The 24,643-nt window shown below is 64.8% G+C and carries 25 protein-coding genes; 10 read left to right on the top strand and 15 right to left on the bottom strand.

The window, feature by feature from the left end; genetic code table 11:
- Positions 1 to 16 precede the first annotated feature (16 nt).
- The 3 genes from cheZ (at position 17) to VJ673_RS08460 (ending at position 3,261) form a co-directional block, all read left to right on the top strand.
- Positions 17 to 880 carry a protein phosphatase CheZ gene (gene cheZ / locus VJ673_RS08470; RefSeq protein WP_324125652.1) on the top strand — a complete coding sequence of 288 codons (864 nt, stop codon included), beginning with the start codon at positions 17 to 19 and terminating at the stop codon, positions 878 to 880.
- A 53-nt stretch (positions 881 to 933) separates the two neighbouring features.
- Positions 934 to 2,841, top strand: coding sequence for a chemotaxis protein CheA (locus VJ673_RS08465; RefSeq protein WP_324125635.1), 1,908 nt, complete (start codon positions 934 to 936; stop codon positions 2,839 to 2,841).
- Between the two features lie 120 nt (positions 2,842 to 2,961).
- A complete protein-coding gene (locus VJ673_RS08460) occupies positions 2,962 to 3,261 on the top strand; it encodes a DUF3135 domain-containing protein (RefSeq protein WP_324125634.1) in 300 nt (99 codons plus the stop codon).
- Between the two features lie 24 nt (positions 3,262 to 3,285).
- Here VJ673_RS08460 and tal read toward each other — a convergent pair whose 3' ends face one another.
- The 13 genes from tal to xseA all read right to left on the bottom strand — a co-directional run bounded on the left by tal (position 3,286) and on the right by xseA (position 16,932).
- On the bottom strand, positions 3,286 to 4,365 hold the full coding sequence (tal, locus tag VJ673_RS08455) for a transaldolase (protein ID WP_324125633.1): 1,080 nt from the start codon (positions 4,363 to 4,365) through the stop codon (positions 3,286 to 3,288).
- Positions 4,366 to 4,514: 149 nt separating this feature from the next.
- Positions 4,515 to 5,228: a pseudouridine synthase gene (locus VJ673_RS08450; RefSeq protein WP_324125651.1), complete on the bottom strand. Its 714-nt coding sequence runs from the start codon at positions 5,226 to 5,228 to the stop codon at positions 4,515 to 4,517.
- Positions 5,229 to 5,305: 77 nt separating this feature from the next.
- Entirely contained in the window at positions 5,306 to 6,283 is a 978-nt protein-coding gene (cysK, locus tag VJ673_RS08445) for a cysteine synthase A (protein ID WP_324125632.1), read from the bottom strand.
- Between the two features lie 69 nt (positions 6,284 to 6,352).
- Positions 6,353 to 7,297: a CysB family HTH-type transcriptional regulator gene (locus VJ673_RS08440; protein WP_324125630.1), complete on the bottom strand. Its 945-nt coding sequence runs from the start codon at positions 7,295 to 7,297 to the stop codon at positions 6,353 to 6,355.
- Positions 7,294 to 8,382 (bottom strand): sulfate/molybdate ABC transporter ATP-binding protein, encoded by a 1,089-nt coding sequence (locus VJ673_RS08435; RefSeq protein WP_324125629.1) that lies wholly within the window; start codon positions 8,380 to 8,382, stop codon positions 7,294 to 7,296. The genes VJ673_RS08440 and VJ673_RS08435 overlap by 4 nt, the downstream gene beginning before the upstream one ends.
- Positions 8,379 to 9,302: a sulfate ABC transporter permease subunit CysW gene (gene cysW, locus VJ673_RS08430; RefSeq protein WP_324125628.1), complete on the bottom strand. Its 924-nt coding sequence runs from the start codon at positions 9,300 to 9,302 to the stop codon at positions 8,379 to 8,381. The genes VJ673_RS08435 and cysW overlap by 4 nt, the downstream gene beginning before the upstream one ends.
- Positions 9,302 to 10,138 carry a sulfate ABC transporter permease subunit CysT gene (gene cysT, locus VJ673_RS08425; protein ID WP_324125627.1) on the bottom strand — a complete coding sequence of 279 codons (837 nt, stop codon included), beginning with the start codon at positions 10,136 to 10,138 and terminating at the stop codon, positions 9,302 to 9,304. Before cysT ends, cysW begins: the two co-directional genes overlap by 1 nt.
- Positions 10,139 to 10,471: 333 nt before the next feature.
- Positions 10,472 to 12,751 (bottom strand): putative bifunctional diguanylate cyclase/phosphodiesterase, encoded by a 2,280-nt coding sequence (locus VJ673_RS08420; protein WP_324125626.1) that lies wholly within the window; start codon positions 12,749 to 12,751, stop codon positions 10,472 to 10,474.
- 4 nt (positions 12,752 to 12,755) lie between these two features.
- Positions 12,756 to 12,884, bottom strand: coding sequence for a hypothetical protein (locus VJ673_RS08415; protein WP_324125625.1), 129 nt, complete (start codon positions 12,882 to 12,884; stop codon positions 12,756 to 12,758).
- A gap of 92 nt (positions 12,885 to 12,976) precedes the next feature.
- On the bottom strand, positions 12,977 to 13,300 hold the full coding sequence (locus VJ673_RS08410) for a hypothetical protein (RefSeq protein WP_324125624.1): 324 nt from the start codon (positions 13,298 to 13,300) through the stop codon (positions 12,977 to 12,979).
- Positions 13,301 to 13,629: 329 nt separating this feature from the next.
- Positions 13,630 to 14,640 carry a sulfate ABC transporter substrate-binding protein gene (locus tag VJ673_RS08405; RefSeq protein WP_324125623.1) on the bottom strand — a complete coding sequence of 337 codons (1,011 nt, stop codon included), beginning with the start codon at positions 14,638 to 14,640 and terminating at the stop codon, positions 13,630 to 13,632.
- Between the two features lie 172 nt (positions 14,641 to 14,812).
- The gene (locus VJ673_RS08400; RefSeq protein ID WP_324125622.1) at positions 14,813 to 15,400 is read right to left on the bottom strand and encodes a superoxide dismutase; all 588 of its coding nucleotides are present in this window, start codon (positions 15,398 to 15,400) and stop codon (positions 14,813 to 14,815) included.
- A gap of 155 nt (positions 15,401 to 15,555) precedes the next feature.
- Positions 15,556 to 16,932, bottom strand: coding sequence for an exodeoxyribonuclease VII large subunit (gene xseA, locus VJ673_RS08395; protein WP_324125620.1), 1,377 nt, complete (start codon positions 16,930 to 16,932; stop codon positions 15,556 to 15,558).
- Positions 16,933 to 17,236: 304 nt separating this feature from the next.
- Between xseA and VJ673_RS08390 the strand changes: the two genes are divergently transcribed.
- The 7 genes from VJ673_RS08390 to VJ673_RS08360 all read left to right on the top strand — a co-directional run bounded on the left by VJ673_RS08390 (position 17,237) and on the right by VJ673_RS08360 (position 22,336).
- Positions 17,237 to 17,848 (top strand): MotA/TolQ/ExbB proton channel family protein, encoded by a 612-nt coding sequence (locus VJ673_RS08390; RefSeq protein WP_324125619.1) that lies wholly within the window; start codon positions 17,237 to 17,239, stop codon positions 17,846 to 17,848.
- 11 nt (positions 17,849 to 17,859) lie between these two features.
- A complete protein-coding gene (locus VJ673_RS08385) occupies positions 17,860 to 18,279 on the top strand; it encodes an ExbD/TolR family protein (RefSeq protein ID WP_324125618.1) in 420 nt (139 codons plus the stop codon).
- A gap of 38 nt (positions 18,280 to 18,317) precedes the next feature.
- Positions 18,318 to 19,331 (top strand): tetraacyldisaccharide 4'-kinase, encoded by a 1,014-nt coding sequence (lpxK, locus tag VJ673_RS08380; protein WP_324125616.1) that lies wholly within the window; start codon positions 18,318 to 18,320, stop codon positions 19,329 to 19,331.
- On the top strand, positions 19,312 to 19,503 hold the full coding sequence (locus VJ673_RS08375) for a Trm112 family protein (RefSeq protein WP_015436839.1): 192 nt from the start codon (positions 19,312 to 19,314) through the stop codon (positions 19,501 to 19,503). The genes lpxK and VJ673_RS08375 overlap by 20 nt, the downstream gene beginning before the upstream one ends.
- Before the next feature lie 2 nt (positions 19,504 to 19,505).
- Positions 19,506 to 20,282 (top strand): 3-deoxy-manno-octulosonate cytidylyltransferase, encoded by a 777-nt coding sequence (gene kdsB, locus VJ673_RS08370; RefSeq protein WP_324125615.1) that lies wholly within the window; start codon positions 19,506 to 19,508, stop codon positions 20,280 to 20,282.
- Between the two features lie 62 nt (positions 20,283 to 20,344).
- A complete protein-coding gene (gene adk / locus VJ673_RS08365; protein WP_324125614.1) occupies positions 20,345 to 20,998 on the top strand; it encodes an adenylate kinase in 654 nt (217 codons plus the stop codon).
- 81 nt (positions 20,999 to 21,079) lie between these two features.
- On the top strand, positions 21,080 to 22,336 hold the full coding sequence (locus VJ673_RS08360; protein ID WP_324125613.1) for a 6-phosphofructokinase: 1,257 nt from the start codon (positions 21,080 to 21,082) through the stop codon (positions 22,334 to 22,336).
- Positions 22,337 to 22,343: 7 nt separating this feature from the next.
- Here the strand turns inward: VJ673_RS08360 and VJ673_RS08355 are convergent, their stop codons facing one another.
- Both VJ673_RS08355 and murJ read right to left on the bottom strand, forming a co-directional pair.
- Positions 22,344 to 22,973, bottom strand: a complete 630-nt coding sequence (locus VJ673_RS08355; protein WP_324125612.1) for a YbhB/YbcL family Raf kinase inhibitor-like protein — start codon at positions 22,971 to 22,973, stop codon at positions 22,344 to 22,346.
- Positions 22,974 to 23,060: 87 nt separating this feature from the next.
- The gene (murJ, locus tag VJ673_RS08350; protein ID WP_324125611.1) at positions 23,061 to 24,596 is read right to left on the bottom strand and encodes a murein biosynthesis integral membrane protein MurJ; all 1,536 of its coding nucleotides are present in this window, start codon (positions 24,594 to 24,596) and stop codon (positions 23,061 to 23,063) included.
- Positions 24,597 to 24,643 lie beyond the last annotated feature (47 nt).

Here is a 24,643-nt window from a genome sequence, read left to right as displayed (position 1 = left end):
ATTAGGGAGGCCGATGATGGCGAAAAAGCTCAAGCTCGATGAGGTAGGGGATTCGGACGAACTCCAGGCCCTGTTCGACAGCATCGCGAGTGGCACGGCACCGCAGGTGGCCGCGCCCAAGGCGGAACCGAAACCCAAGCAGGATTCCACCGGCGACAACGACGACCTGCAGGCACTGTTCGACTCCGTGGCGGCGCAGTTCGATGCCGCTTCTGTCCAAGAGGTTGCTCCGGCCGTCGCGCCGCAGCCAGCCGATGCTGCTCAGTCCGAGCATAGCTGCGAGGCGGTGTTCACCCGGATCGGACAGATGACGCGACAAGTTCATAACACTCTGTGCTCGCTCAGCTCCGACGACGGTCTGCAGGAGGCGGTGCAAGCGATTCCGGATGCGCGGCAGCGCCTGACCTATATCGCGCAGATGACGGAGCAGGCGGCGAGTCGCGTGCTTAACGCGACCGACATCGCGCAGCCGATCCAGAACAAGCTGGGGGCCGACGCGAAGGGGCTGCAGGCAAAGTGGGACAAGCTCTTCGCGAACCAGTTGTCGATCGACGAATTCAAGGCGCTGTCGCAGGAAACGCACGGTTTTCTGGGCCAGGTCGAGCAGGGCAGTCGGGCGACCAACGAGCAGCTGCTGGAAATCATGATGGCTCAGGATTTCCAGGATCTCACCGGCCAGGTCATCAAGAAGGTCGTCGAACTCGCCCAGAAGCTCGAAACCGAGCTGCTCCAGGTTCTGCTGGAAGTCGCGCCTCCGGGCATGCGCAGCGAAGTGCAGGGTGGTCTGATGAACGGTCCGGTCATCAACTCGCAAGGCCGTGACGACGTCGTTACGACGCAGGAACAGGTCGACGACCTGCTGGGAAGCCTCGGATTCTGACTGCAGCAAGAAGGCAGACGCGGGTCTGCCGGGAACAATAAAGCGAGAACGTGATGAGTGATTTCGCCGGAATGGAAGAGCTCCTTCAGGATTTCCTGATGGAAGCGGGTGACCTGCTGTCGGGAGTCGACAACAAGCTGGTGGATCTCGAGCGCGCGCCGGACGACCGTGGACTGTTGAACGAGATTTTCCGCGGCTTCCATACCATCAAGGGAGGCGCGGGCTTCCTGAACGCGACCGAACTGGTCACCTTGTGCCATTTGACCGAAAACCTCTTCGACAATCTGCGCAACGGCCAACTCGACGTGGCGCCCGAGGTGATGGACGTCATCCTCGAAGCGACGGCATCGGTACGCGAGATGTTCGGTAGCCTTGAGCAGGCGATGCAACCCGTCGCGGCGGACCCCGCTCTGATTGCACGTCTGCGTCAGGCGATCGCCGGCGAACTCGTGGGCGGTCGCGCCCAGCCCGCGGCGCCCCAGGCGCAGCCGGCGGCGTCGCCCGCGGCTTCGGGCGGACCGAACTGGGAACTGCTGCACAGTGCCGTGACCGGCGTGCCGATGAAGACTATCAACGAAGTCAGGACGGCCCCGCCGGTCTCGGCTTCGGCGCCCGCACCGGTCGCATCGGGGCCTGCGGTCTCGCCCGACGAGATCATCAAGGCGGCGACGGGCCGGCGCGCGAGTGACAAGCCGGGCGCCGTGGCCCCGGTCGGCCGCCGCGAGGGCGAAAAGCAGCGCGACAATTCGATCCGCGTCGATACCTCGCGGCTCGATCAGGTGCTCAACCTGTCGGGCGAAATCGGTCTGACGAAGAACCGCCTGAACGCGCTGCGCAGCGACATCCTCAGCGGTCGCAACGACACCGAAACCCTGCACTCGCTCGACCTGGCGGTGAGCCAGCTCGACCTGCTCGTCTCCGACCTGCAGAACGCGGTCATGAAGACCCGGATGCAGCCGATCGGCCGCCTGTTCCAGAAGTATCCGCGGATCGCGCGGGACCTCGCGCGTAGCATGGGCAAGGATGTCGAACTCGTGCTCGCGGGCGAGGAAACCGAGATCGACAAGACGATGATCGAGGATCTCGCCGATCCGATCATCCACCTGATCCGCAACGCGGTCGACCACGGCGTCGAGGACTCGCAGGAGCGGATCGCTGTCGGCAAGCCCGAGAAATCAATCGTCCGCCTGGAAGCGCGCCAGGAAGGCGACCACATCGTGATCCTGGTCGCCGACGACGGGCACGGCATGAACGCCGAACGCCTGCGCGCGAAAGCGGTCGAGAAGGGGCTGCTCAGCGAGGAAGAGGCGAGCGCGCTCGACGAGCGCCAGAGCTACAACCTGATCTTCCTGCCCGGCTTCTCGATGGCGGCGAAGGTGTCGGACGTCTCAGGCCGCGGCGTCGGTATGGACGTCGTGCGCACGAACATCCAGAAGCTCAACGGCAGCATCGAGATCCAGTCGCAGCTGGGCAAGGGCACGACCTTCGTCATCAGCCTGCCGCTGACGCTGGCGATCCTGCCGGTGCTGCTGGTGCGCCTGGGCGATCAGCCGTTTGCGGTGCCGTTGTCGATGGTGCGCGAGATCCTGCCGATCGAGGCGGGCGAAGTGCAGGAAGTGGGCGGCCGCGCGACGATGGTGGTGCGCGGCGAAGTGCTGCCGATCCTGCCGCTGGCGAGCCTTCTCGGCTGGCCGCTGGAGCATTCGCCGTGCTATGGCGTGCTGATGCAGACGGCGGAAATGTCCTTCATCCTCGGCATCGACAGCTTTGCCGGCCGCGAAGATGCGGTGATCAAATCGCTCGACGACTTCCGTCCGAAGGGCGTGGCCGGTGTTACGACGCTGTCCAACGGCCAGATCGTGCTGATCATCGACATGAAGGAACTGCTCGGCAGCGCCGGCGACCAGCGTTGGGTGAGCCGCTTCTCGCTGATGTCCCGGAAGACCGCCCAGGTCGCCTGATTTCAGCAGCTCCGGCGAGATCGAATATACGGTCCGCCGGAGGCTCCGCTTGCCTCGACCTTGTTCCGCTCCTACCATGAAATGAAGGGCGTATGAGGCACGCTCGGCGGGGGTGTGGTCATGGGCGAGTTCGATTTCGACCGCTGGTGCGCGTTGGCGAAAGCCGATCCCGAGGCATTCTTCGCCGCGCGCGATCGCGAAATCTGCGCGCTGATCGAGAGTCATCCCCCGGCCGTCCGCGAGCGTCTGCGTGCCTTGCAGTGTTGCATCGATTGCGAACGCGCGCGCGCGGGAACGCCCGAACGAGCGATGAAGTGCCTCGCGGCGATGATGCACGAGCGGCTGGTCGAGCTTGAGCGCCAGAATCGGGAGTTGCGCGAGCTATCGCGCAAGCTGCTCGTGGCGGCCGGCATCCATTGAAGGAGCCGGCCTGCGATCAGGGCGTCAGGCGGTCAGCTGCAGCAGTTGCGCGAAGGCGTCCTCGAACTGCGCCAGCCCTTCGCGTTGAAGCCTTTCCCCGGTTGCATCGAGATCGATGCCGAGCGCGGCCAGCGCGGCGAACTGCTCGCGCGCGGCAGGGACGTCCTGCGTGAGGGCGTCGCCGACGACCTTGCCGTGATCCCGCAGCGCGGCGAGCGTGGCATCCGGTAGCGTGTTGACGGTCTCCTTGCCCACCAGCGGTTCGACGTAGAGCAGGTCGTTATAGGCCGGATTCTTGGTGCCGGTGCTTGCCCATAGCATGAACTGCGAGCGGGCGCCGGCGCTGCGCAGCGCGCTAAAAGCGGGACCATGGAAGCGTTCGAGGTAGCGCTGGTAGGCGAGTTTCGCCATCGCGACCGCGCTGCGGCCGCGCAATGCGAGGGCGTCGCCGCCCAACTCGTCGAGCTGCTTGTCGATGAGGGTGTCGACGCGGCTCAGGAAGAGGCTCGCCACCGACATCACGCTGCTGACCTTGCCGCCCGACGCCTGCAGGCGCTCGACGCCGCGGACGTAGGCGTCGGCGACACCATCCACGTGGGCGAGCGAGAACATCAGCGTGACGTTGACGCTGACGCCGTTCGCGATCAGTTCCTCGATGGCTTTCAGGCCCTCGGCCGTGGCGGGCACCTTGATCAACAGGTTGTCGCGGGCGACCGCCTGCTTCAGACGCAGGCCGGCGGCGATGGTGCCGGCTGCGTCGTGCGCGAGCGCGGGAGAGACTTCGAGGCTGACGTAGCCGGCGTTGCCGCCGCTGCGCTCGAAAGTCGGGCGCAGCAGGTCGCAGGCGCGCTGCACGTCGGGGATCACGAGCTGTTCGTAGCGCGCTTCGGCGCTCAGGGGCTGCTGCTTCAGTGCGGCGAGATCGTCCTCGTAATAGCGCCCGCCGGCGATTGCCTTGTGGAAGATGGCCGGGTTGGTGGTCACGCCATCGACGCCGTCTTCGGCAATGAAGCGGGCGAGGTGGCCGTCGTTGAGCAGCGTGCGGGAGAGGTTATCGAGCCAGACTTGCTGGCCTTGGTCGCGGACCTGGAGCAGCGGATTCATTTGTGGCGGCTTGGCTGTTGTGTGAACGATCTATTGTGCAATGAATCCGCCGACGCCGATAGCGTGTCGGGGCCGCCGCGGGCCAATGTCATGCGCATCGGCCCCGGGCCGGCAAGCAAATTCCGACCGGAGAGCTATGGGCTGCGCTGCTAATCGTCGAATGGAAGGTTGGTCGGCGCGTGGGACCAGCCGAGCGCGGCGAGGACGCGCATGAAATCCTCAGCAGGTGGGGTGGCGAACGTCAATCGCTGGCCCGAATGCGGGTGCTTGAGCCGCATCGAGGTGCAGGCGAGCAGCAGCCGCGAGACGCCGAAGAGTTCCGTGAAGAGCCGGTTGTGACGACCCTTTCCGAAGGTCGCGTCGCCGATGATGGGGTGCGAGATGTGCTTGAGGTGGCGGCGGATCTGGTGACGGCGGCCGGTCTCGGGAGCGAGTTCGACGAGCGCGTAGCGACTCGTCGGATAGCGGTCTACTTGATAAGGCAGTTCGGTTGTCGCGAGGCGGCGGAAGCGCGTGACCGCGTCTTGGGGGGGCGTGTCGGGCGTTGTCGTGCGGCGTTCGGCGTCGTCGAAGCGGCGTGTGAGCGGGTGGTCGATGACGCCTTCTTCGGGCGGGTGGCCACGGACGATCGCGAGATAACGCTTTTGCACTGCCTGGCGTTCGAAGGCGCCGGAGACGAGCGCGGCGGTTTCGCGGTCGAGGGCGAAGAGCAGCACGCCCGAGGTGCCCTTATCGAGGCGATGGACCGGGTGCACGTGCTGCCCGATCTGGTCGCGCAGGATCTGGACGGCGAAGCGCTCCTCATGCACGTCGAGCACCGAGCGGTGGACGAGCAGGCCTGAGGGCTTGTCGACGGCGATCAGCCAGTCGTCGCGGTAGAGGATGGGGAGGGTTTCGGGCGCGGAGGCCGAAGCCTCCGCGTCTTCTGCTGCAGCGTGACTCAGAGTGCGGCTCCGCTCGCGTCGAAGAGGCCTTCGAAGAGGATAGAGCTCAGGTAGCGTTCGCCGGAGTCGGGCAGGATGACGACGATGGTCTTACCGGCATTTTCCGGACGCTGCGCGACGCGGACCGCAGCGGCGGCTGCGGCGCCGGAGGAGATGCCCGACAGGATGCCCTCCTCGCGGGCGAGCCGGCGCGCATACAGGATCGCATCCTCGTTCGTCACCGTCTCGACCGCGTCGATCAGCGACAGGTCGAGCACTTGTGGCACGAAGCCTGCGCCGATGCCCTGGATCTTGTGCGGCGCGGGCTTGAGCGGTTCGCCGGCGCGCGTCTGCGTCAGCACGGGACTCGCGGTCGGCTCGACAGCGATCGAGGTGATGGCCTTCCCTTGCTTCTGCTTGATGTAGCGGGTGACGCCCGTAATCGTGCCGCCGGTGCCGACGCCGGAGACGAAGATGTCGATCTTGCCGTCGGTGTCGTTCCAGATCTCGGGGCCGGTCGTTGCTTCGTGGATCGCGGGGTTTGCCGGGTTGGTGAACTGCTGCAGCAGCACGTACTTGTTCGGGTCCGACGCGGCGATTTCCTCGGCCTTGGCGATCGCGCCGTTCATGCCCTTTGCGCCTTCGGTCAGCACGAGCTTCGCGCCGTAGGCGACGAGGAGCTTGCGGCGCTCGACGCTCATCGTGTCGGGCATCGTCAGCGTGATCGGGATGCCGCGCGCGGCGGCGACGAAGGCCAGCGCGATGCCGGTGTTGCCGCTGGTCGGCTCGACGATTTCCTTGCCCGGTCCGAGCACGCCGCGCTTTTCGGCATCCCAGATCATCGCGGCGCCGATCCGGCACTTCACGGAGTAAGCCGGGTTGCGGCCCTCGATCTTGGCGTAGACGGTCGCGCCGGCGCCTTCGGTGATACGGTTCAGTTTGACCAGCGGCGTCTTGCCGATCGATTCTGCGTTATCGGAATACCAGTTCGACATGTAAGAGGCTCCTTGGACCGGGATTAGGAGAATATCAGGCGGCGCGACAATTGGCTTCGCAGCGTGGGGTTATTCGTCTCCTTGGCCATTGGTCGTAGGCGCCACGCTGCTGCGCACGGCCGCTTCGGTGAGTGTGGGTGAGCACATCTCGATGAAGCGATAGGCGAAACCGCGCAGGTAATGGCCGCGACGGACGGCGATGCTCGTCGTGTTGACGGGGAAGAGGTGGCGGCTGTCGAGCAGGCGCAGTTCGCCTTCACGCTCGGGCTGAAAGGCCATCGAAGCGACAATGCCGACGCCGAGCCCCAGTTCGACGTAGGTCTTGATGACGTCGGCGTCCATGGCGGACATCGCGACTTCAGGTGAGAGGCCGGCCGCCGCAAAGCTCTTGTCGATGTTGGAACGGCCGGTAAAGCCTTCGTGATACGTAATGAGCGGGTATTCGGCGACCGCCTCGAGGGTCAGTGGCCGGACATTCTCCAAGGGATGACCGGCCGGAACGATGATCGAGTGGTGCCACTTGTAGTACGGGAAGGATGCGAGCTCTGCGACCGCAGCGACGGCCTCGGTGGCGATACCGATGTCGGCCTGCCCGTCGAGCAGCATCGACACGATCTCTTCCGGACTGCCCTGATGCAGCTTGAGGTAGACCTTCGGGAAAGCCTTCTTGAACGCGGTGACGACCTTGGGCAGCGCGTAGCGGGCCTGCGTGTGCGTCGTGACGACAGTGAGCCGGCCTTCGTCGCGGTTGCTGTACTGCTCGGCGAGCCGCTTGATGTTGCCGGCGTCGAGCAGCATGCGCTCGACCATCACGACGAGCTCCTTGCCCGGGTCGGTGAGGCCCAGCAGGCGCTTGCCCTTGCGGACGAAGAGTTCGACGCCGAGTTCGTCCTCGAGGTCCTTGATGTGCTTGGAGACGCCCGACTGCGACGTGAAGAGGGCGTTGGCGACTTCGGTCAAATTGAAGTTGCGCTTGACCGTTTCGCGGATGATGCGCAGCTGTTGGAAGTTCATGCCGGTGCTCCAGTGGTGCCGTTGCGCTCGAAGACCTTGAGGTGGGAGGGTATCAGGCGCACGGCCTGTCCTTCGGTGAGTTTGAGGTCCGCGACCCGCTGCTGGGCGAGTTCGACTTCGAAATGTTCGCCGGAGGCGCCGTTCTGTCCTTCGAGTTCGATACGCGCGGTGACGCCGAAGGCGAGGATGCGCGTGATGCGGGCGGCGATGCCGGCGCCGGCGTGTTCCTCGGGCACGACGTCGAGTTCGTGCGGACGGGCGAAGGCGAGGACTTCGGCGCCGTGGCCGACGTCGGCGACCGCGTGGGGCAGCACGTCGTCGCCGACGAGGACGGAGCTGCCGTCGACGCGGCCGTGGAAGAGGTTCACCGATCCGAGGAAGCCATAGACGAAGGGGGTCGCCGGCTGGCGGTAGACTTCTCCGGGTGTGCCGACCTGCTCGATGTGGCCGCGATCCATCAGCACCACGCGGTCGGCAACTTCGAGCGCTTCTTCCTGGTCGTGCGTGACGAAGATCGAGGTGATGTGCAGTTCATCGTGGAGCTTACGCAGCCAGCGGCGCAGTTCCTTGCGCACCTTGGCGTCGAGCGCACCGAAGGGCTCGTCGAGCAGCAGGACGCGCGGTTCGACGGCGAGCGCGCGGGCAAGCGCGATGCGTTGGCGCTGGCCGCCCGAGAGCTGTGCCGGGAAGCGGTCGGCGAGCCAGTCGAGCTGCACGAGCTGGAGCAGCTCATGCACCTTGGCGGCGATCTGCTTCTCGGACGGGCGCTGGCCGCGCGGCTTCATGCGCATGCCGAAGGCGACGTTGTCGAAGACCGTCATGTGGCGGAAGAGTGCGTAATGCTGGAAGACGAAGCCGACCTGGCGCTCGCGCACGTGGGTGGTCGAGGCGTCTTTGCCGTCGAGCAGCACCTGGCCCGCGTCGGCCGTCTCCAGCCCGGCGATGATGCGCAGCAGGGTCGTCTTACCGCAGCCCGAGGGGCCGAGCAGGGCGACGAGCTCACCGGTGGGGAAGTCGAGCGACACGTTGTCGAGCGCGACGAAATTGCCGAATTGCTTGCGGATGTCCCTGACCTGGATGCTCATGATGCGTTATCCCGTGGAGCTTCGATTGCGATGCCGTCCGATCCGGCGTGTGACGCCCGATGTTCGACCCAAGTCTTGATCGCGAGGGTCGCGAGCGCAAGCAGGGCCAGCAGCGAGGCCACGGCGAAGGCGGCGGCGAACTGGTATTCGTTGTAGAGAATCTCGACGTGCAGCGGCAGCGTGTTGGTCTGGCCGCGGATGTGGCCGGACACGACCGACACTGCGCCGAACTCGCCCATCGCGCGGGCGTTGCATAGGATGACGCCGTAGAGCAGACCCCATTTGATGTTCGGTAGCGTGACGTGCCGGAAGGTCTGCCAGCCGTTGGCGCCGAGGACTATTGCGGCTTCTTCTTCCTCGCGCCCCTGCGCCTGCATCAGCGGGATCAGTTCGCGGGCGACGAAGGGGAAGGTCACGAACACGGTCGCGAGCACGATGCCCGGCACAGCGAAGAGGATCTTGAGATCGTGCTCCGCGAGCCACGGCCCGAACCAGCCCTGCGCGCCGAAGAGCAGCACGTAGATCAGGCCCGCGATGACCGGCGACACGGAGAAAGGCAGGTCGATCAGCGTGATCAGGAAGTGCTTGCCGCGGAACTCGAACTTCGCGATGGCCCAGGCGGCGCAGACGCCGAAGACGAGATTGAGCGGCACGGAGACGATGGCTGCGATCAAGGTCAGCTTCATCGCGGAGAGGGCGTCCTGGTGCGCGAGTGCCGACAGGTAGGTGCCCCAGCCCTTGCGCAGGGCCTCGACGAACACCGCGACCAGTGGCAACAGCAGGAAGATCGCGAAAAAGGTCAGCGAGAGGCCGAGGATCGCCCATTTGACGAGGGGCGCCTCGCGCGTCGCGGCTTTCGATTCGAAGCGGGCAGCGGCGTCGACGGGCCCGCCCCAGCTCAGGGTGGTTGCGCCGGCCATCAGCGGGTCCTCCCGGTTCGGTTGGCCGTCCACGCTTGCAGGCTGTTGATGGCGAGCAGCAGCGAGAACGAGAGCAGCAGCATCACGACGGCGATCGCCGTGGCGCCGGTGTAGTCGTATTGTTCGAGCTTGGTGATGATCATCAGCGGCGTGATCTCGGACACCATCGGGATGTTGCCGGCGATGAAGATCACAGAGCCGTATTCGCCGACGGCGCGGGCGAAGGCGAGCGCGAAGCCGGTCATCAGCGCCGGCAGGATCACGGGCAGGATCACGTGACGGAAGGTCTGCCAGCGCTCGGCGCCGAGACTCGCGGCGGCTTCCTCGATCTCGGTGTCGAGGTCTTCGAGGATGGGCTGCACGGTGCGCACGACGAAGGGCAGGCCGATGAAGACCAGCGCGACGAGCACCCCAAGCGGCTTGAAGGCGACCTTGATCCCGAGCGGCTCGAGGTATTGCCCGAGCCAGCCGTTCTTGGCGTAGAGCGCGGTGAGGGCGATGCCCGCGACGGCCGTGGGCAGTGCGAAGGGCAAATCGACCAGCGCGTCGATGAGCCGTTTGCCCGGAAAGCTGTAGCGTACGAGCGACCAGGCGAGCATCAGGCCGAATACGGCGTTGATCGCGGCGGCAGCGAGCGACATGCCGAAGGACAACTTGTAGCTTGCGACCACGCGGGGCGCACTGATGACCGTCCAGAATTCGGCAAGGCTCAGGCTCGCGGTCTTCAGGAATACGGCGCCGAGCGGCAGGAGCACGATCAGCGAGAGATACGCGACCGTGTAGCCGAGCGTCAGACGGAAGCCCGGCAGTACGCGGAAGGTTTGTGTGGCGCTCATGTCGCGCTCCATATGCTTTTCTTGAATCCAGTCTAAGCGCGCGACCTTGTGCTCCGTAAATAATAAAAAACGGGCTGGTTATTCGAATTCTTGCTAAAGGCGGACGACGACGAATCCCGGCTCAACGGAATGTTCTGCAGGATTTCTTGATTCGTTTCGCGCGCGGCGCGTCCTAGAGTTGCTCACATCCGCGTTGCAGGAGGATCGGCGCCGGCGGCGATCGTTCGACCGTCTGCTCGAGTCTGTAGCGGCTCCCACAGTGGTCGTGAACCGGGTGGAGTCTGCGGGCCTTGGCGTGTGGTCGGCGGGGACGCTGGTGCAGGGCGCCTACGGCTAGCCGTCCGCCCGGCCGCTGAAGGCTTCTTTCGGCCCTATTCCGCGGCGCAGCTGATCGTCCATTTGCTGCACGGCCATCGGGGGGGCGAACAGATAACCTTGGTAGCCCTGGCAGCCGTGAGCAGCGAGAAAGTCGAACTGGGCGGTGCTTTCGACGCCTTCGGCGATGACTTGCAGGCCCAGGCTTTCGGCGAGCGACAGGATTGCGCGGACGATCGCGCGGTCATCGGCATCGTCGGCGATGTCGCGCACGAAGCTCCGGTCGATCTTGATCTGATCCAGCGGTAAGCGCTTGAGGTAGGCGAGCGACGAATACCCGGTCCCGAAGTCGTCGATCGAGAAGCCGACGCCGTCCTGCTTGAGCACCTGCATTGTGCGGGCGACGTGTTCGACGTCTTCGAGGACGAGGCTTTCGATCAGCTCCAGCTGGAGACGGCGCGGATCGGCACCGCTATTGCGCAAAGCGAGCCGGACATCCTGGACGAAATCGGGGTGGCGGAACTGACGTGCGCTGATGTTGATGGCCAGCTGCAGATCGCGGGTCGTCGAGTCTTGCGCCCATGCGGCGAGCTGCCGGCAGGCGGTTTCGAGGACCCACCGTCCGATCGGCACGATCAGGCCGCTGTCCTCGGCAACCGGGATGAAATCGGCCGGCCCCACAATCGCTTGCCCGGGCGCTTGCCAGCGCAGCAGCGCTTCGACGCCCGTGACCCGGCCGCGCACGTCCACTTGCGGCTGGTAGTGAAGCGTGAATTCACCCTCCGCCAAGGCCCGCCGCAGCCCCGCCTCCAACCTGATGCGAGCGTCGACTGCTGCCTGCATCTCCGGATTGTAGAAGCGGACGGCGTTGCGGCCTGCGCCTTTGGCCTGGTAGAGCGCGAGGTCGGCCTGCTTGAGCACGGCCTCGGCGCCCTCCTTGGCATGACGGAAGAGCGTGACGCCAATGCTGGGCGTCACGTGGTGGATTTCCCCTTTCAGGATGACGGGCCGCGAGATCGCGGTACGAAGTTTTCCTGCGACGGTTTCCACGACGTTGGCCGCGATAACTTGTTCCTCGTTGAGTCCTTCGAGGAGGACTACGAATTCGTCGCCGCCGAGGCGTGCGGCCGAGTCGGCTTCCCGGATCGATTCGCGCAGGCGCTGTGCGACGTGGATCAGCAATTCGTCGCCGACATCGTGTCCGCGCGTGTCGTTGAGCGTCTTGAAATGGTCGAGGTCGATCAGCAGCACGGCACCGAACTGGCCGGAGCGCGCACTCGCCGCAAACGCCTTGTGGAGACGGTCGAGCAGCAGGCGCCGGTTCGGCAGGGCTGTGAGCGGGTCGTAGAAGGCGAGCTCGAGGATCTTGCGTGTGGCTTCTCGCGGTTCGCTGATGTCGGCGTAGGTGCCGAGATAATGGGTGATCCTGCCGGCGGTGTCGCGGATGCCGGAGATGATCAGCCATTCCGAGAAAACGCCCCCGTCCTTGCGCCGGTTCCAGATCTCGCCCTCCCAGCGGCCTTCGTGGGTGAGCGCTTCCCACATGTTGCGGTAGAAGGCCGCATCCTGGTGACCGGAGTGGAGCAGCGTCGCGCGCTTGCCGATCGCGTCCTCGGCGGTGTAGCCGGTAGCGTCGGTGAAGGCCTGGTTGACCTGCAGGATCGTGCCGCAGGCGTCGGTCACGATCATGCCGTCGCGCGTCTGGAAGACGATCGCCGCGATGCGTATCTGCTCCTCGGCGCGCTTGTGGTCGGTGATGTCTTCGACCATGACGATGACGCCGCCCGTGTCGCCGTCGGACGCCTGCCAGGGGCGCATTTCCCAGCGCATCCAGCGCGCCCTGCCGTCGTGCAGCGTGACGGGTTCTTCCTGGGAGAGCTCGGTTTTTTCGGCGAGGGTGCGCTGCAGCACCTCTTGCCAGCGGTCTAAAGCGGGGAGCGGGACCTCGCGGCAGTGTCTGCCCGTGATGTCATGCAGCGCCAGTTGATGCTGCTGCAGCCAGCGCGGGCTCGCGAAGACGTAGCGCAGTTCGCGATCGAGCATCACGATGCCGACCGGGGCGTGGGCGGTGAAGAGGCGCAGCTTGTTGTTGGCTTCGGTCAATTCCTGCGCATTGAGTTCGAGCGCGTTCTCGAGCAGCCCGCGTTCACGATCGGCGTCGTAGTAGGCGGCGTTGACGGTTTGCAGGAAGACTCCCCAGTCGCCTCGCGGGCTGATCTCGCTGCCGAAGATGCGGCGCAGTTGATGCCGGAGCAGGCGGTGAGGGGGCTGGTCTGACGGCAAAGGCCCATGCTGCATCCGGCTACTCGCTCAGGCTTGGGCGGAGTACCAGCCGGCGGCCGACGCGGCTCACGACGAGGCACAAGCCCGGTGTCGCGGGAGGAACTTCCCCGCCGTCGTTCGAGATCCGGCCGAACTGATGGATTTCCATGATGCGAGCTCCGGGTGATATGTTCCTGGTATCCGCTGTGCGAGCCGGGCGCGTGCGATTGGCACGCTCGCTGTTGAGAATATCGATCCCGACTAGCGCCGGGAAATACCGAGAGCCGTGTAATTGAGCCTACCGTCTGGACGCTCGCGGTCCGGGCTTGCCGGAGCGAGACGCGCCCGTTCGAGGGCTTCCGCGAGATGGGGCGTCGGCGCGAACATGGAGGCGTCCGCACCAGTTGCGGCGTGAGCGCCGCCCCAGCCCAGGAACATCACCAGCGCGAACAGGATCAGTCCGATCAGCGCCCACCACAGTTGGCGCGTCAGATAGCGCTCCTTTTCCTCGTCGTCACGTCGGTCGGATGCCGGGGGCACGATGGAATCCTCGAGAAGACGATCGGTGCGCGGAAAGGCCTTCATCGGGTGTCCCTCAGCGCAGCCAGAACAGCGCACGTCGGCGTAGCCGGTCGAGCACGCTCATCGCCGCCCAGGTCACCGCCCCGTATAAAGGATGCCGTCCACCGTGCGGGGGTAATCGCCGAAGTCCGCATAGTATTGGACGAAGCGAGCGGGCCCTGCGTTCGCACGGAAGAGCTCGGTCGCCTACGGTGCCAGCACCGGCGCCTCCCAGTCGACGCCTCCAATGCGCCGCACGTCCGGCAGTTGTCCCTCCGGCCCGCTGCCATGAAAGCCCGGCACGATCAATGTGGTGTGGCGCATCGCATTCTCCCGACGTGGCGCAACAGGCCTTACTTCGCGAAGATCTGGTCGAACACGCCGCCGTCGTCGAAGTGCGCCTTCTGCGTCTTCGCCCAACCCCCGAACAGGCTGTCGATCGTGAAGGTCTTTACCTTGGGGAAACGCGCCACGTCCCTCGGATCCGCCAGTTCCGGCTTGGCCGGACGGTAGTAGTGCTGCGCCGCGATCTTCTGGCCGGCGGGCGAATACAGATATTCGACATAGGCCTTCGCGATCTCCGCCGTCCCGCGTTTCGCCGCGACGCCATCGACCACCGTTACCGGCGGCTCGGCCAGAATCGACACCGACGGCACCACGATCTCGAAGTTCTCCGGCCCGAGCTCGTTCACCGACAGGATCGCCTCGTTCTCCCACGCGAGGAGCACGTCGCCGATGCCGCGCTGCACGAAAGTATTCGTTGCGCCGCGCGCCCCCGAGTCGAGCACCGGCACGTGCTTGAAGAGCTCCGCCACGAATTCCTTGGCCTTCGCTTCGTTGCCGCCCGGCTTCAGCAGCGCGTAGCCCCACGCCGCCAGGTAATTCCAGCGCGCGCCGCCCGACGTCTTCGGGTTCGGCGTGATCACCTCGACGCCAGGCTTCACTAGGTCGCCCCAGTCCTTGATGCCTTTCGGATTGCCCTTGCGCACCAGGAAGACGATCGTCGACGTGTAGGGCGCGCTGTTGTTCGACAGCCGCTTCTGCCAGTTTGCGGGGACCTTGCCGGTCTTCTCGGCAATGACGTCGATGTCGTAGGCCAGCGCGAGCGTCACGACGTCGGCCTCCAGGCCGTCAATCACCGCACGCGCCTGCTTGCCCGAGCCGCCGTGCGATTGCTTGATCGTCACGTCCTGGCCGGTCTTGGCCTTCCAGTACTTCGCGAATTCGGGGTTGTAGGCCTGGTAGAGCTCGCGCGTCGGATCATACGAGACGTTGAGCAAGGTCTTTTCGGCGTGAGCGACGCCGGCAAGGCCTGCGGTCAGGGCCACCGCGAGCAGGGCGCGGCGAAGGGGACTCAATTTCATTTCGATTTTCTCCGTTCAAACCATGTCGATGGAGAAAATCTACCGCTGCTCGCTTATAACCTGAACGAAGAAAAACAGAAAAGCATATTCAGAAAATACAAAACCTCCGGCCTTTCGACGCGGAGGCTCTTGCTGCCGGATTTATCCGGTCCGGCATGACGTCACATGCGACTCAGCCGGCGAAATTCTTCGCGGCGAAATCCCAGTTCGCGAGGCTGTTCAGGAAGGTCGCGACGAAGTCCGGACGGCGATTGCGATAGTCGATGTAGTAGGCGTGTTCCCAGACATCGATACAGAGCAGCGCCTTGTCGCCGGTCGTCAGGGGGGTGCCTGCGGCGCCCATGTTGACGATATCGACGCTACCGTCGGCCTTCTTCACCAGCCAGGTCCAGCCCGAGCCGAAGTTGCCGACCGCGGAAGCCGTGAAGGCCTTCTTGAAGTCCTCGAACGAACCCCACTTTGCCTTGATCGCATCGCCCAGCGCACCCGTCGGCTCGCCGCCGCCGTTCGGCTTCATGCTGTTCCAGAAGAAGGTGTGGTTCCAGACCTGGGCCGAGTTGTTATACACACCGCCGGCCGGCGCCTTCTTGACGATCGCTTCGAGGTCGAGGTTTTCGTACTCGGTCCCCTTGATCAGGTTGTTCAGGTTCGTGACGTAAGCCTGGTGGTGCTTGCCGTAGTGGAACTCCATCGTCTCGGCCGAGATGTGCGGCGCGAGCGCGTCCTTGGAATAGGGCAGGGGGGGCAGCGTGTGTTCCATTTTTTATCTCTCCTTCCGTTTGAGGTAGGTTTGTTGGGGGTCAAAGCTTGACCATTCTAGTCGGGCTTTAACTCCCGGTGCAATCTCGAAACGAAACCGAAGCGACTGGACCGTCGCGATGCCGCCCCCGCCGAACCGGGCGGCAGCCAGCGCGATCATGCTTCCGTGCTATTCACAATAGCATGTAGCCGGCCGGACGCGAGCTCGACCGAAACCTGTGCGCCAGCCACGGTATCGTCTGCTGAACGCAGAATTCGTCCCTCGGCGTCGCGCGTGATGCTGTAACCCCGCGTCAGCACCGCCTGCGGGGCGAGATGCTGCAGATGGGCGGCGAGCGTAGCGAGTCGATCCGTCCGCAACCGAAGATGCATTTCGCGTGCCTGAGCCAAGCGCGACGCCACCCGCGCGCACCGTTCCATGTCACGCCGAAGGTCGGGTCGCCGGGCCGTCAGCCGCAGGCGCAGGATCTCCTGGCGTGCGCGCAGTCGCTCGAGCCGGCGATGCATCGCCGCACTCAGTCGTGCAGCCAGCCGTTCATGCCGTTCGCGCGCCTGCTGCAGCCGTTCGCGCGGATGGAGCAGGCGCAGTGCGGCGCGGTCCAGACGCTGCGCATGGGAGTGGAGCTGGCGCTGCATCGCCCCGGCAAGGATGCGCTCCAGTTCCGCGAGCCGGGCTTCGGCCGCATGAAACCCCGCACTGGCAAGCTCCGCCGCGCCCGTCGGCGTGGCCGCCCGCACGTCGGCGACGAAGTCCGCAATCGTGAAATCCGTTTCGTGTCCCACGCCGCTGATCACCGGCACCGCACAAGCGCGAATGGCGCGCGCCAGACCTTCGTCGTTGAAGGCACACAGGTCCTCGATGCTTCCGCCGCCACGCACGAGCAGTATGAGGTCGATGCCGTCGCAAGCGGCCCGTCTGGATGCCGCGATGAGCGCGTCCGCAAGTCGGGCTCCGGCGCCATCACCCTGAACGGGAGCTGGGTACAGCACGATCTCGAGCTGGGGTGCACGTCGGTAAAGCGCCGCAAGGACGTCGCGCCAGGCCGCGGCCGCAGGCGAGGTCACGACGCCGATACGGCGGGGATAGCGGGGCACTTCCCGCTTAACCGCGACATCGAACAGCCCCTCTGTCGCAAGCTTTTCCTTCAGACGCAGGAATGCCTCGAACAGGTTTCCCTGGCCCGCCTGCCGCAGGCCCTCGACGCTGAGCTGGAAGTCCCCGCGCACCTCGTATAGGGACACCAGTACGCGTGCCTCGACACGCATGCCGTTTTCCGGACGGAAGGGCAGCAACTGGGCGCGGTTACGCCACATCGTGCAGCGAACCTGCGCGTTTTCGTCCTTCAAGGTGAAGTAAAGATGGCCAGACGGAGCGCGTGTGAGGTTGGAAATTTCACCGCTCACCCATAACAGCGGAAAACGCCGCTCGAGAGTTTCTCGGGCGAGGCGGTTCAATGCGGAAACGCTGAGCGGGCGCTGAAATTCGCGCTCTTCGAAATCCCCGCCGCTAGTGATCGAAGCGTCGTTTTGCATGGTCGCAATTGTAACGGAATCCACAAGCAAGTCGGCTTGTCAATCGGCTCTGATGAAAACCGCTTGTTCACAATGGTATTTCGTAAGCCACTGTTTTTATACAACTAATTTGTTGCCTAATTTTTCATCGAAGCGTCTGAATGCCCGTGGCGCCAGAGAGTTAGGCATTTTTTGACGCGCAATCCACAAACTTATCCACAGCTTTTGTGGATTCTTGCTGCAGGTGATGACATTTGCGTGCCCTATTGCCCTGCCGGGCACGGGGCGCTAAAGTTCCGCTTTTCCCTCTGCGGAGTCTTGTCGCGTGTTTGCGCTCATCCAGGCTGTTGGCTGGCCGATCTGGCCGCTGCTGCTGGCGTCTGTCATCGCCGTTGCCCTCATCATCGAACGTTCGGTGACTCTGCGCAGGTCCAAGATAGTTCCCACTGGCCTGCTCGACAAGGTACTCACGGATCTGCGCCAAAAGGGCGTCACGCCTGACATGGCTGGCCGCGTCGAGGCACATTCCCCGCTCGGCCGCGTTCTCGCCGCCGGTCTCCGCAACGTCAGCAGCTCCCGTGAAGTCATGAAGGAGGCGATCGAAGAGACCGGTCGCGCCGTTGTTCATGAACTGGAGCGCTTCCTCACCACGCTCGGCACGATCGCGTCGATCAGCCCGCTGATGGGGCTGTTCGGCACCATCGTCGGCATGATCGACATCTTCGCCGCACAGGGCGCGACGGCCGGCTCCAGCCCGCAGCTCCTGGCCCAGGGTATTTCGACGGCGCTCAACAGCACCGGTCTCGGACTGATCATCGCGATCCCGTCGACGATCTTCTGGCGACACTTCCGCGCCCTGATCGACAGCTTCGTCATCGATATGGAACAGCAGGCGATCAAGCTGGTGGAAGTCGTCCACGGCGAACGCCGCAGCTGATCGGGGGCAACGTGAATTTCCAGCGCGACCGGCGCAACGAGGCGCCCGAGATCAACCTGATCCCGCTGATCGACGTCATGCTGGTCCTCATCATCTTCCTGGTGCTGACGACCTCGTATTCCAAGGTTGCCGGGCTTGAAATCAACCTTCCGACGGCCGAATCGGCGGGCGCGCAAGAGGCGCCGAACGAAGTGATCGTTGCGGTCAGCGCCGCAGGCGACGTCATCGTCAATCGTGTTCCGGTCGGGTCGCGCGACATCAACCTGATCGCCACCGCACTCGGCAAGGCCACATCGCCCGGTGCCAAGGATCCCGTCGTCGTCATCAATGCGGACGCCAAGTCGCCGCACCAGAGCGTGATCGACGTGATGCAAGCCGCCCAGCGGGCCGGACTGCCGCATATCACCTTCGCCACCCAGGCGCCGCAGTGAGCGCCGCGTCGCGCACGCGGCGGCGCTAGTTCTCCGGCATGTCCCGCAGGGCCCCCGCGTTCTGGCAGTCGCGCAGTTTCACCTCGGCCGCACTGCTGCCGCTTGCCTCGCTTTTCGGACTGATCGCGGCCGCGCGCCGCACCTTGTTCCGACTGCGCGCCCTGGCTTCGGTGCGCCTGCCGGTTCCCGTCATCGTAGTCGGCAACATCGCAGTCGGCGGTAGCGGCAAGACGCCGGTCGTAGACTGGCTCGTGCGGCGCCTCCGCGAATCCGGCTATACGCCTGGTATCGTCAGTCGCGGTTACGGCGGGCGGGTGGAGGGCGTCGCCCTTGTTCCTCCCGATGGCGACCCTGCCCTCTATGGCGACGAACCGGTTCTCCTCGCCCGCATCACCGGCTGTCCGCTTGCCGTGGGTCGGGATCGTCCCGCCGCGGCGCAAGCATTGCTGCGCGCGCATCCTGGCTGTAACGTGATCGTTGCCGACGATGGCTTGCAGCATTACCGCCTGGCTCGCGACATCGAGATTGCCGTGGTCGACGAAGCGACGCTCGGCAATTGCCGGCTGCTGCCTGCCGGACCCTTGCGGGAGCCCGTATCGCGCCTGCGCTCGGTCGACCTCGTGATCGCCCACGGGCCGCTTTCCCCGTCGCTCGCGACCGAGATCGGAGAGCGCCCGATATTCCAGATGCGTCTCGAAGGACGCGAGCTCCTCGTGTTGGGGAGGCCTGGGGAACGGCGTGACTCGCGCGAATTCGCCGGCAAGCGCGTCCACGCGATCGCCGGAATCGGACGTCCCGAGCGCTTCTTTTCGCAGCTCGCTGGAATGGGCCTCGACGTCGTGCCGCACCCCTTTCCGGATCATCACGTCTTCGTTCCGTCCGATCTCGATTTCGCGCCGGACGAGGCAAAGATCCTGACGAGCAAGGATGCGGTAAAATGCGCCTCCTTTGCGCCCGCCGACACTTGGGAGTTCCCCGTAACGGCGACCATCGCCGCGGGCGCTGCCGAAATCATCCTGGAGAAACTGTCGCATGGACGCCAGACTGCTTGAAATCCTCGTGTGCCCGCTCTGCAAGGGGCCTCTCGATTTCGTCAAGGACAAGCAAGAACTGGTCTGCAAGGCCGATCGCCTCGGATTCGCGATTCGCGACGGCATCCCCGTGATGCTGGCGGAAGAAGCGCGCCAGCTCTCCGCCGAGGAAGTGGACGCGCTGCGTCGCTGATCATGACGGATTTCAACGTCGTCATCCCCGCGCGCTACGCCTCGACGCGTTTGCCGGGCAAGCCCCTCGCCGACATCGGCGGCAAGCCGATGGTCGTGCGAGTGCTCGATCAGGCGCGCAAGGCCGGCGCGGCCTCTGTGTGGGTGGCGAGCGATGACGGGCGGGTGCTCGACGCCGTGCGTGCGGCGGGTGCCGATGCGCTGATGACCCGTGCAGACCATCCGAGCGGCACCGACCGTCTCGCGGAAGTCGTCGAGGCGCTTGAGTGGTCTGACGATGCCATCGTCGTAAACGTGCAGGGCGACGAGCCGCAGATCGATCCGGACTTGATCCGGGCGGTTGCCGAGGCGCTGGCGGCGGACCCCGATGCCGCGATCGCCACCGCCGCCCATCCGATTGCCGATGCCGGCGAGTTCTTCAACGCGAACGTCGTGAAGGTCGTATGCGACGCGCGCGCTCATGCGCTGTATTTTTCGCGGGCACCCATCCCCTGGCCGAGAGACGCATTTGCAGCGGATCGCAGCGCGGTGCCGGAAGGCTTGCCCGTGCAGCGGCATATCGGAATCTACGCTTACCGGGTTGCGTTCCTGCGTCGCTACGCCGAACTGGCGCCCTCGCCGCTGGAGGGCTGGGAGGCGCTCGAACAATTGCGGGCGCTGTGGCACGGCTATCGCATCCGCGTGTTGTCGGTGGCCGAAGCGCCCGCCGCGGGTATTGACACGCCGGAAGACCTCGCGCGCGTCAGGGCCGTGTTTGACCGTCAGGAACGAGTCGAGTAAGTTTTAGCCTTTGATTTCACATAACGATGCGGCTTAGCGGCCGCATAACGGGAGGGTGCAAAATGAGACTGATTCTGTTGGGGCCGCCGGGCGCCGGTAAGGGCACGCAAGCCAACTTCATCAAGGAAAAATTCGGCATTCCGCAGATTTCGACCGGTGACATGCTGCGCGCAGCCGTCAAGGCCGGCACGCCGCTGGGGATCGAAGCCAAGAAGGTCATGGATGCCGGCGGCCTTGTGTCCGACGACATCATCATCGGCTTGGTGAAGGATCGCCTGCAGCAGGATGACTGCAAGTCCGGCTATATGTTCGACGGATTCCCGCGCACGATCCCGCAGGCCGACGCGATGAAGGAAGCCGGCGTGCCGATCGATTTCGTGCTCGAAATCGACGTGCCCGACAGCGAGATCGTCGAACGCATGAGTGGCCGACGTGTTCACGTCGCATCGGGTCGCACCTATCACGTCAAATACAACCCGCCGAAGGTTGCGGGCAAGGACGACGTGACGGGCGAAGAGCTGATCCAGCGCGATGACGACCGCGAAGAAACCGTGAAGAAGCGCCTCGAGGTTTACCACGCGCAGACCAAGCCGCTGGTCGAGTACTACTCGAAGTGGGCCGCCTCCGGTGCCGCTGCGGCTCCGAGGGTCCGCAAGATTGCGGGGCTGGGCAAGGTCGACGAAATCACCGCCCGCGCCTTCGACGCGCTGAAGTAAGCACGCGTCGTCGCGATCACGCGGCGAGCGACGGGACGCCCCGTTTGCTCGCCGCGTTTGTTTTTTGCCAGGAAGAACCCAATGAGCAAGGCGAACCTGCTCTACGCGCAATCGGGCGGAGTGACCGCGGTGATCAACGCGAGTGCCGTGGCCGTGATTGAAGCCGCCCGCGCGCGTCCGGATGTCATCGGAACCGTCCTTGCCGCTCGCCACGGCATTCTCGGGGTGCTGGCCGAGGATCTGGTCGACGCGGCCGGTCTCGCCCCCGATGCCCTACAGGCGCTTTCCCGCACGCCCGGCGGCGCCTTCGGCTCCTGCCGCTTCGATCTCGATCCGCCCCAGGACAACCCGGCGCAATACGACCGGCTCTTCGCGGTCCTCGCCGCCCACGACATCCGCTACTTTCTCTACAACGGCGGTAACGGTTCGATGGATACCGTCGCCAAGATTTCCCGGGCGGCGCAGGCGCGAGGCTATCCGCTCGTCTGCGTCGGCATTCCGAAGACCGTCGACAATGATCTCGAAGGCAGCGACTGCTCACCGGGCTTCGGCTCGGCCGCGAAGTATGCGGCCACCGCGATGCTCGAGGCTGGGCTCGACCTGGCTGCAATGTCCAGCCGGGTAGGGCGCGCTTTCGTGCTCGAGGTCATGGGACGCAACGCGGGATGGATTGCCGCAGCGACGGCGCTCGCTGCCCGCAACCCGGACGAGCCGCCGCACATCATCCTGATGCCGGAAGTGCCCTTCGACGAAACCGTCTTCCTCGACGCAGTGAGGGTGACGGTCGAGCGTCTGGGCTACTGTGCGATCACGGTGTCGGAAGGTGTTCGGCGTAGCGACGGTTCGCTATTGATGGAGCAGGACCACGACAGCAAGGGTCACATCCAACTCGGCGGGGCAGGTCAGTGCGTCGCCCGGCTCATCCAGGCACGCCTCGGCTACAAGCATCACTGGGCGATCCCCGACTACCTGCAGCGTGCGGCCGGACATCTCGTATCCGCGACCGACCACGCTCACGCCATGGCAGTGGGTGCCGCAGCGGTCGATTTCGCGCTGCAAGGCCAGGACTGCGCAATGCCCGCGATACGGCGCCTGAGCGACGCGCCCTACGCGTGGGACGTCGTGCCCGTCCAGGTCGGCGCGATCGCGAACTTGGAGCGATGCGTGCCGCCGGCATTCATTCGCGCTGACGGCCTGCACGTCACCGATGCGGCCCTGACGTATCTGAGGCCGCTGATCGAGGGCGAAATATCTCCGGTCTTTCGTGCCGGGCTGCCGGACTACGCGCGCTTCGAGCTGCCCGGTGTGAAGCGCGCGCTGCCCCCGTATCGCCCTTGAGTCTGCATCAGTCGGCGAGGGCCGGATTCAGCGAGTAGACCCCGGTGAGATGCGCCTCGGCCAGTACGTGCCCGGCAATCGCATTTCGCACCTGAGTACCAGTGAATGGCGCCTCCAGTGCGCAGTGCTCGATATCCAGCGCGTACAGCGTGAAGACGTAATGATGGAGTAGTTCGTCGTTCCAGGGCGGGCAGGGACCGTCGTAGCCGTAATAGTTGCCGCGCATTGACTCGTCGCCGGCGAACCAACCCGTGTAATCGTTAATCCCCTGGCGACTGCGGAGCGGGCCGTCTGGGCCGGGTTTGCCTCCTGGCACGACTTCCTGAGAAAAACTGCCTGCGCCGATTTCCCGCAGGTCCGCAGGCAGATTGACGGCTACCCAATGGAAGAAGTCCACGCGCGGCAGGCTCGCCGGCACGCTGCGGCCTTCCTGGTTGACGTCGTCGCCTTGGCTCGGCACATCTGGATCGTGGCAGATGAGTGCGAAGGAGCGCGTCGCATCCGGTGCGCCGGACCAGGCAAGATGAGGATTGCGATTGCTGCCGAGGCAGGCATGTCCCTCGGATGCCGGAATGCAGAACGCGAATTCGCCAGGAATGCGCGCACCATCGGCGAAGCTTTGACTGGTCAATTTCATGCCGCTCGACTCCTCTAGTGTCCGTCCGTGAAGGTGTTCGAATCGGCTTCAATTGTAGTGCGGCGGCGCCGCTCGCGCCGCCGTTATTCAGGCTGCACGGCGGCGGAAGTCCTTGAGCCGGAACCCTGTTGCATAAAGCGTGGCGAAGTAGGCTCCGATGCCTGCAACGACGATCGCCGACAGTCGCAATACGCGCGCCGCCGACCCCTGTTCGAGCCACGACGCCTCGTTACCCATCCCGAACCAGAGCACGCCCGCGAGCACGGCCAGTGCAGCGAACAGACGCGCGCCGAACGCGCCCCATCCGGCCATCGGATGATATACGCCGCGTCGTCGCAGTCCCCGGAACAGCAGACTTGCATTCAGCATCGACGCCAGGCCGATCGACAGGGCGAGTCCCGCATGCTTCAACGGTCCGACAAACGCGATGTTCATCGTCTGCGTAGCTGCGAGGGTGATGAGGGCGATCTTGACGGGTGTGCGGATGTCTTGCCGAGCGTAAAAGCCCGGCGCGAGGATCTTCACCATGATTAAGCCCGTCAGCCCGACGCTATAGGCGACGAGCGCGAGCCGCGTCTGCAGCACGTCGTCGGCGCCGAAGGCTCCGTGCTGGAACAGGGTGGAGATAAGCGGCACTGCAAGGATTGCCAGTGCCAGTGCAGCCGGCAGTGTCAGCATCAAGGTCAGGCGCATGCCCCAATCGAGCAGCGACGAAAACGCCTCGGGTTGCTCCTCCGCATGGAGCTTCGACAGGCTCGGCAGCAGGATCGTCCCCAGGGCCGCGCCCAGCAGTCCGGATGGGAATTCCATCAGTCGGTCGGCGTAGTACAGCCAGGACACGCTTCCCGTCGGCAGGAAGGATGCAAAGATCGTATTGATGATCAGTGAGATCTGGCTCACCGATACGCCCAGGATGGCCGGCAGCATCAACTTGCCGACGCGGCGTAGGCCTGGATCGTCCAGCTTCAGCTCGAAGCGCGGCATCATGCCGATGCGCGCGAGCGGCCACAGCTGGAGCGAGAGCTGCAGCGCTCCGCCGATGATCACCGCCCAGGCGAGTGCCATTACCGGCGGGTCGAAGTAGGGCACCGCGAACAGCGCCATGCCGATGAACGACAGGTTGAGCAGCACCGGCGTCACAGCCGGGATCGCGAATCGGCTCCAGGTGTTGAGCACGCCCCCGGCGAGTGCGACGAGCGACATGAACAGGATGTACGGGAACATGATGCGCGTGAGTTCGACGGTCAGCGCGAACTTGTTTGGCTCGTCCGCGTAGCCCGGCGCGGTCACCTGGATGATCAGCGGCGTTGCCACGATCCCTGCGACAGACACGAGCGCCACGACCAGCGACAGGGCGGTCGCGACGCGATTGAGGAGATGATGCGTCTCGTCGGGACCTCGACGGTTCTTATATTCCGCAAGGATGGGAACGAAGGCCTGTGAAAAGGCGCCTTCGGCGAACATCCGCCGCAGGAGGTTCGGTAGGCGGAAAGCGACGAAGAATGCGTCAGTGGCCAGTCCTGCCCCGAAGGCGCGGGCAATCACGAAATCGCGCACGAAGCCGAGGATGCGCGACAGCATGGTCATGCCGCTGACGGTTACGAGCGCGCGCAACAGGTTCATCTTGGCGTTCCGGGCAAAGGACGCAATGATAGCCGTTGCTGCCCACT

The sequence above is a fragment of the Aromatoleum sp. genome (assembly GCF_035254505.1).
Taxonomy (GTDB): domain Bacteria; phylum Pseudomonadota; class Gammaproteobacteria; order Burkholderiales; family Rhodocyclaceae; genus Aromatoleum.
The sequence above is the reverse complement of the archived record's forward strand: the minus strand, read 5'-3'. Positions and strand labels throughout refer to the sequence as shown.

Coding starts and splice junctions, on each gene's coding strand:
- VJ673_RS08410 (WP_324125624.1), bottom strand. CDS start 13,300: ATGAAGGCCTTTCCGCGCACCGATCGTCTTCTCGAGGATTCCATCGTG.
- kdsB (WP_324125615.1), top strand. CDS start 19,506: ATGACGGATTTCAACGTCGTCATCCCCGCGCGCTACGCCTCGACGCGT.
- xseA (WP_324125620.1), bottom strand. CDS start 16,932: ATGCAAAACGACGCTTCGATCACTAGCGGCGGGGATTTCGAAGAGCGC.
- cysW (WP_324125628.1), bottom strand. CDS start 9,302: ATGGCCGGCGCAACCACCCTGAGCTGGGGCGGGCCCGTCGACGCCGCT.
- VJ673_RS08465 (WP_324125635.1), top strand. CDS start 934: ATGAGTGATTTCGCCGGAATGGAAGAGCTCCTTCAGGATTTCCTGATG.
- cheZ (WP_324125652.1), top strand. CDS start 17: ATGGCGAAAAAGCTCAAGCTCGATGAGGTAGGGGATTCGGACGAACTC.
- VJ673_RS08420 (WP_324125626.1), bottom strand. CDS start 12,751: ATGCAGCATGGGCCTTTGCCGTCAGACCAGCCCCCTCACCGCCTGCTC.
- murJ (WP_324125611.1), bottom strand. CDS start 24,596: ATGAACCTGTTGCGCGCGCTCGTAACCGTCAGCGGCATGACCATGCTG.
- VJ673_RS08460 (WP_324125634.1), top strand. CDS start 2,962: ATGGGCGAGTTCGATTTCGACCGCTGGTGCGCGTTGGCGAAAGCCGAT.
- adk (WP_324125614.1), top strand. CDS start 20,345: ATGAGACTGATTCTGTTGGGGCCGCCGGGCGCCGGTAAGGGCACGCAA.
- VJ673_RS08400 (WP_324125622.1), bottom strand. CDS start 15,400: ATGGAACACACGCTGCCCCCCCTGCCCTATTCCAAGGACGCGCTCGCG.
- VJ673_RS08440 (WP_324125630.1), bottom strand. CDS start 7,297: ATGAACTTCCAACAGCTGCGCATCATCCGCGAAACGGTCAAGCGCAAC.
- VJ673_RS08435 (WP_324125629.1), bottom strand. CDS start 8,382: ATGAGCATCCAGGTCAGGGACATCCGCAAGCAATTCGGCAATTTCGTC.
- lpxK (WP_324125616.1), top strand. CDS start 18,318: ATGTCCCGCAGGGCCCCCGCGTTCTGGCAGTCGCGCAGTTTCACCTCG.
- VJ673_RS08375 (WP_015436839.1), top strand. CDS start 19,312: ATGGACGCCAGACTGCTTGAAATCCTCGTGTGCCCGCTCTGCAAGGGG.
- tal (WP_324125633.1), bottom strand. CDS start 4,365: ATGAATCCGCTGCTCCAGGTCCGCGACCAAGGCCAGCAAGTCTGGCTC.
- VJ673_RS08405 (WP_324125623.1), bottom strand. CDS start 14,640: ATGAAATTGAGTCCCCTTCGCCGCGCCCTGCTCGCGGTGGCCCTGACC.
- cysK (WP_324125632.1), bottom strand. CDS start 6,283: ATGTCGAACTGGTATTCCGATAACGCAGAATCGATCGGCAAGACGCCG.
- VJ673_RS08415 (WP_324125625.1), bottom strand. CDS start 12,884: ATGGAAATCCATCAGTTCGGCCGGATCTCGAACGACGGCGGGGAAGTT.
- VJ673_RS08355 (WP_324125612.1), bottom strand. CDS start 22,973: ATGAAATTGACCAGTCAAAGCTTCGCCGATGGTGCGCGCATTCCTGGC.
- VJ673_RS08360 (WP_324125613.1), top strand. CDS start 21,080: ATGAGCAAGGCGAACCTGCTCTACGCGCAATCGGGCGGAGTGACCGCG.
- cysT (WP_324125627.1), bottom strand. CDS start 10,138: ATGAGCGCCACACAAACCTTCCGCGTACTGCCGGGCTTCCGTCTGACG.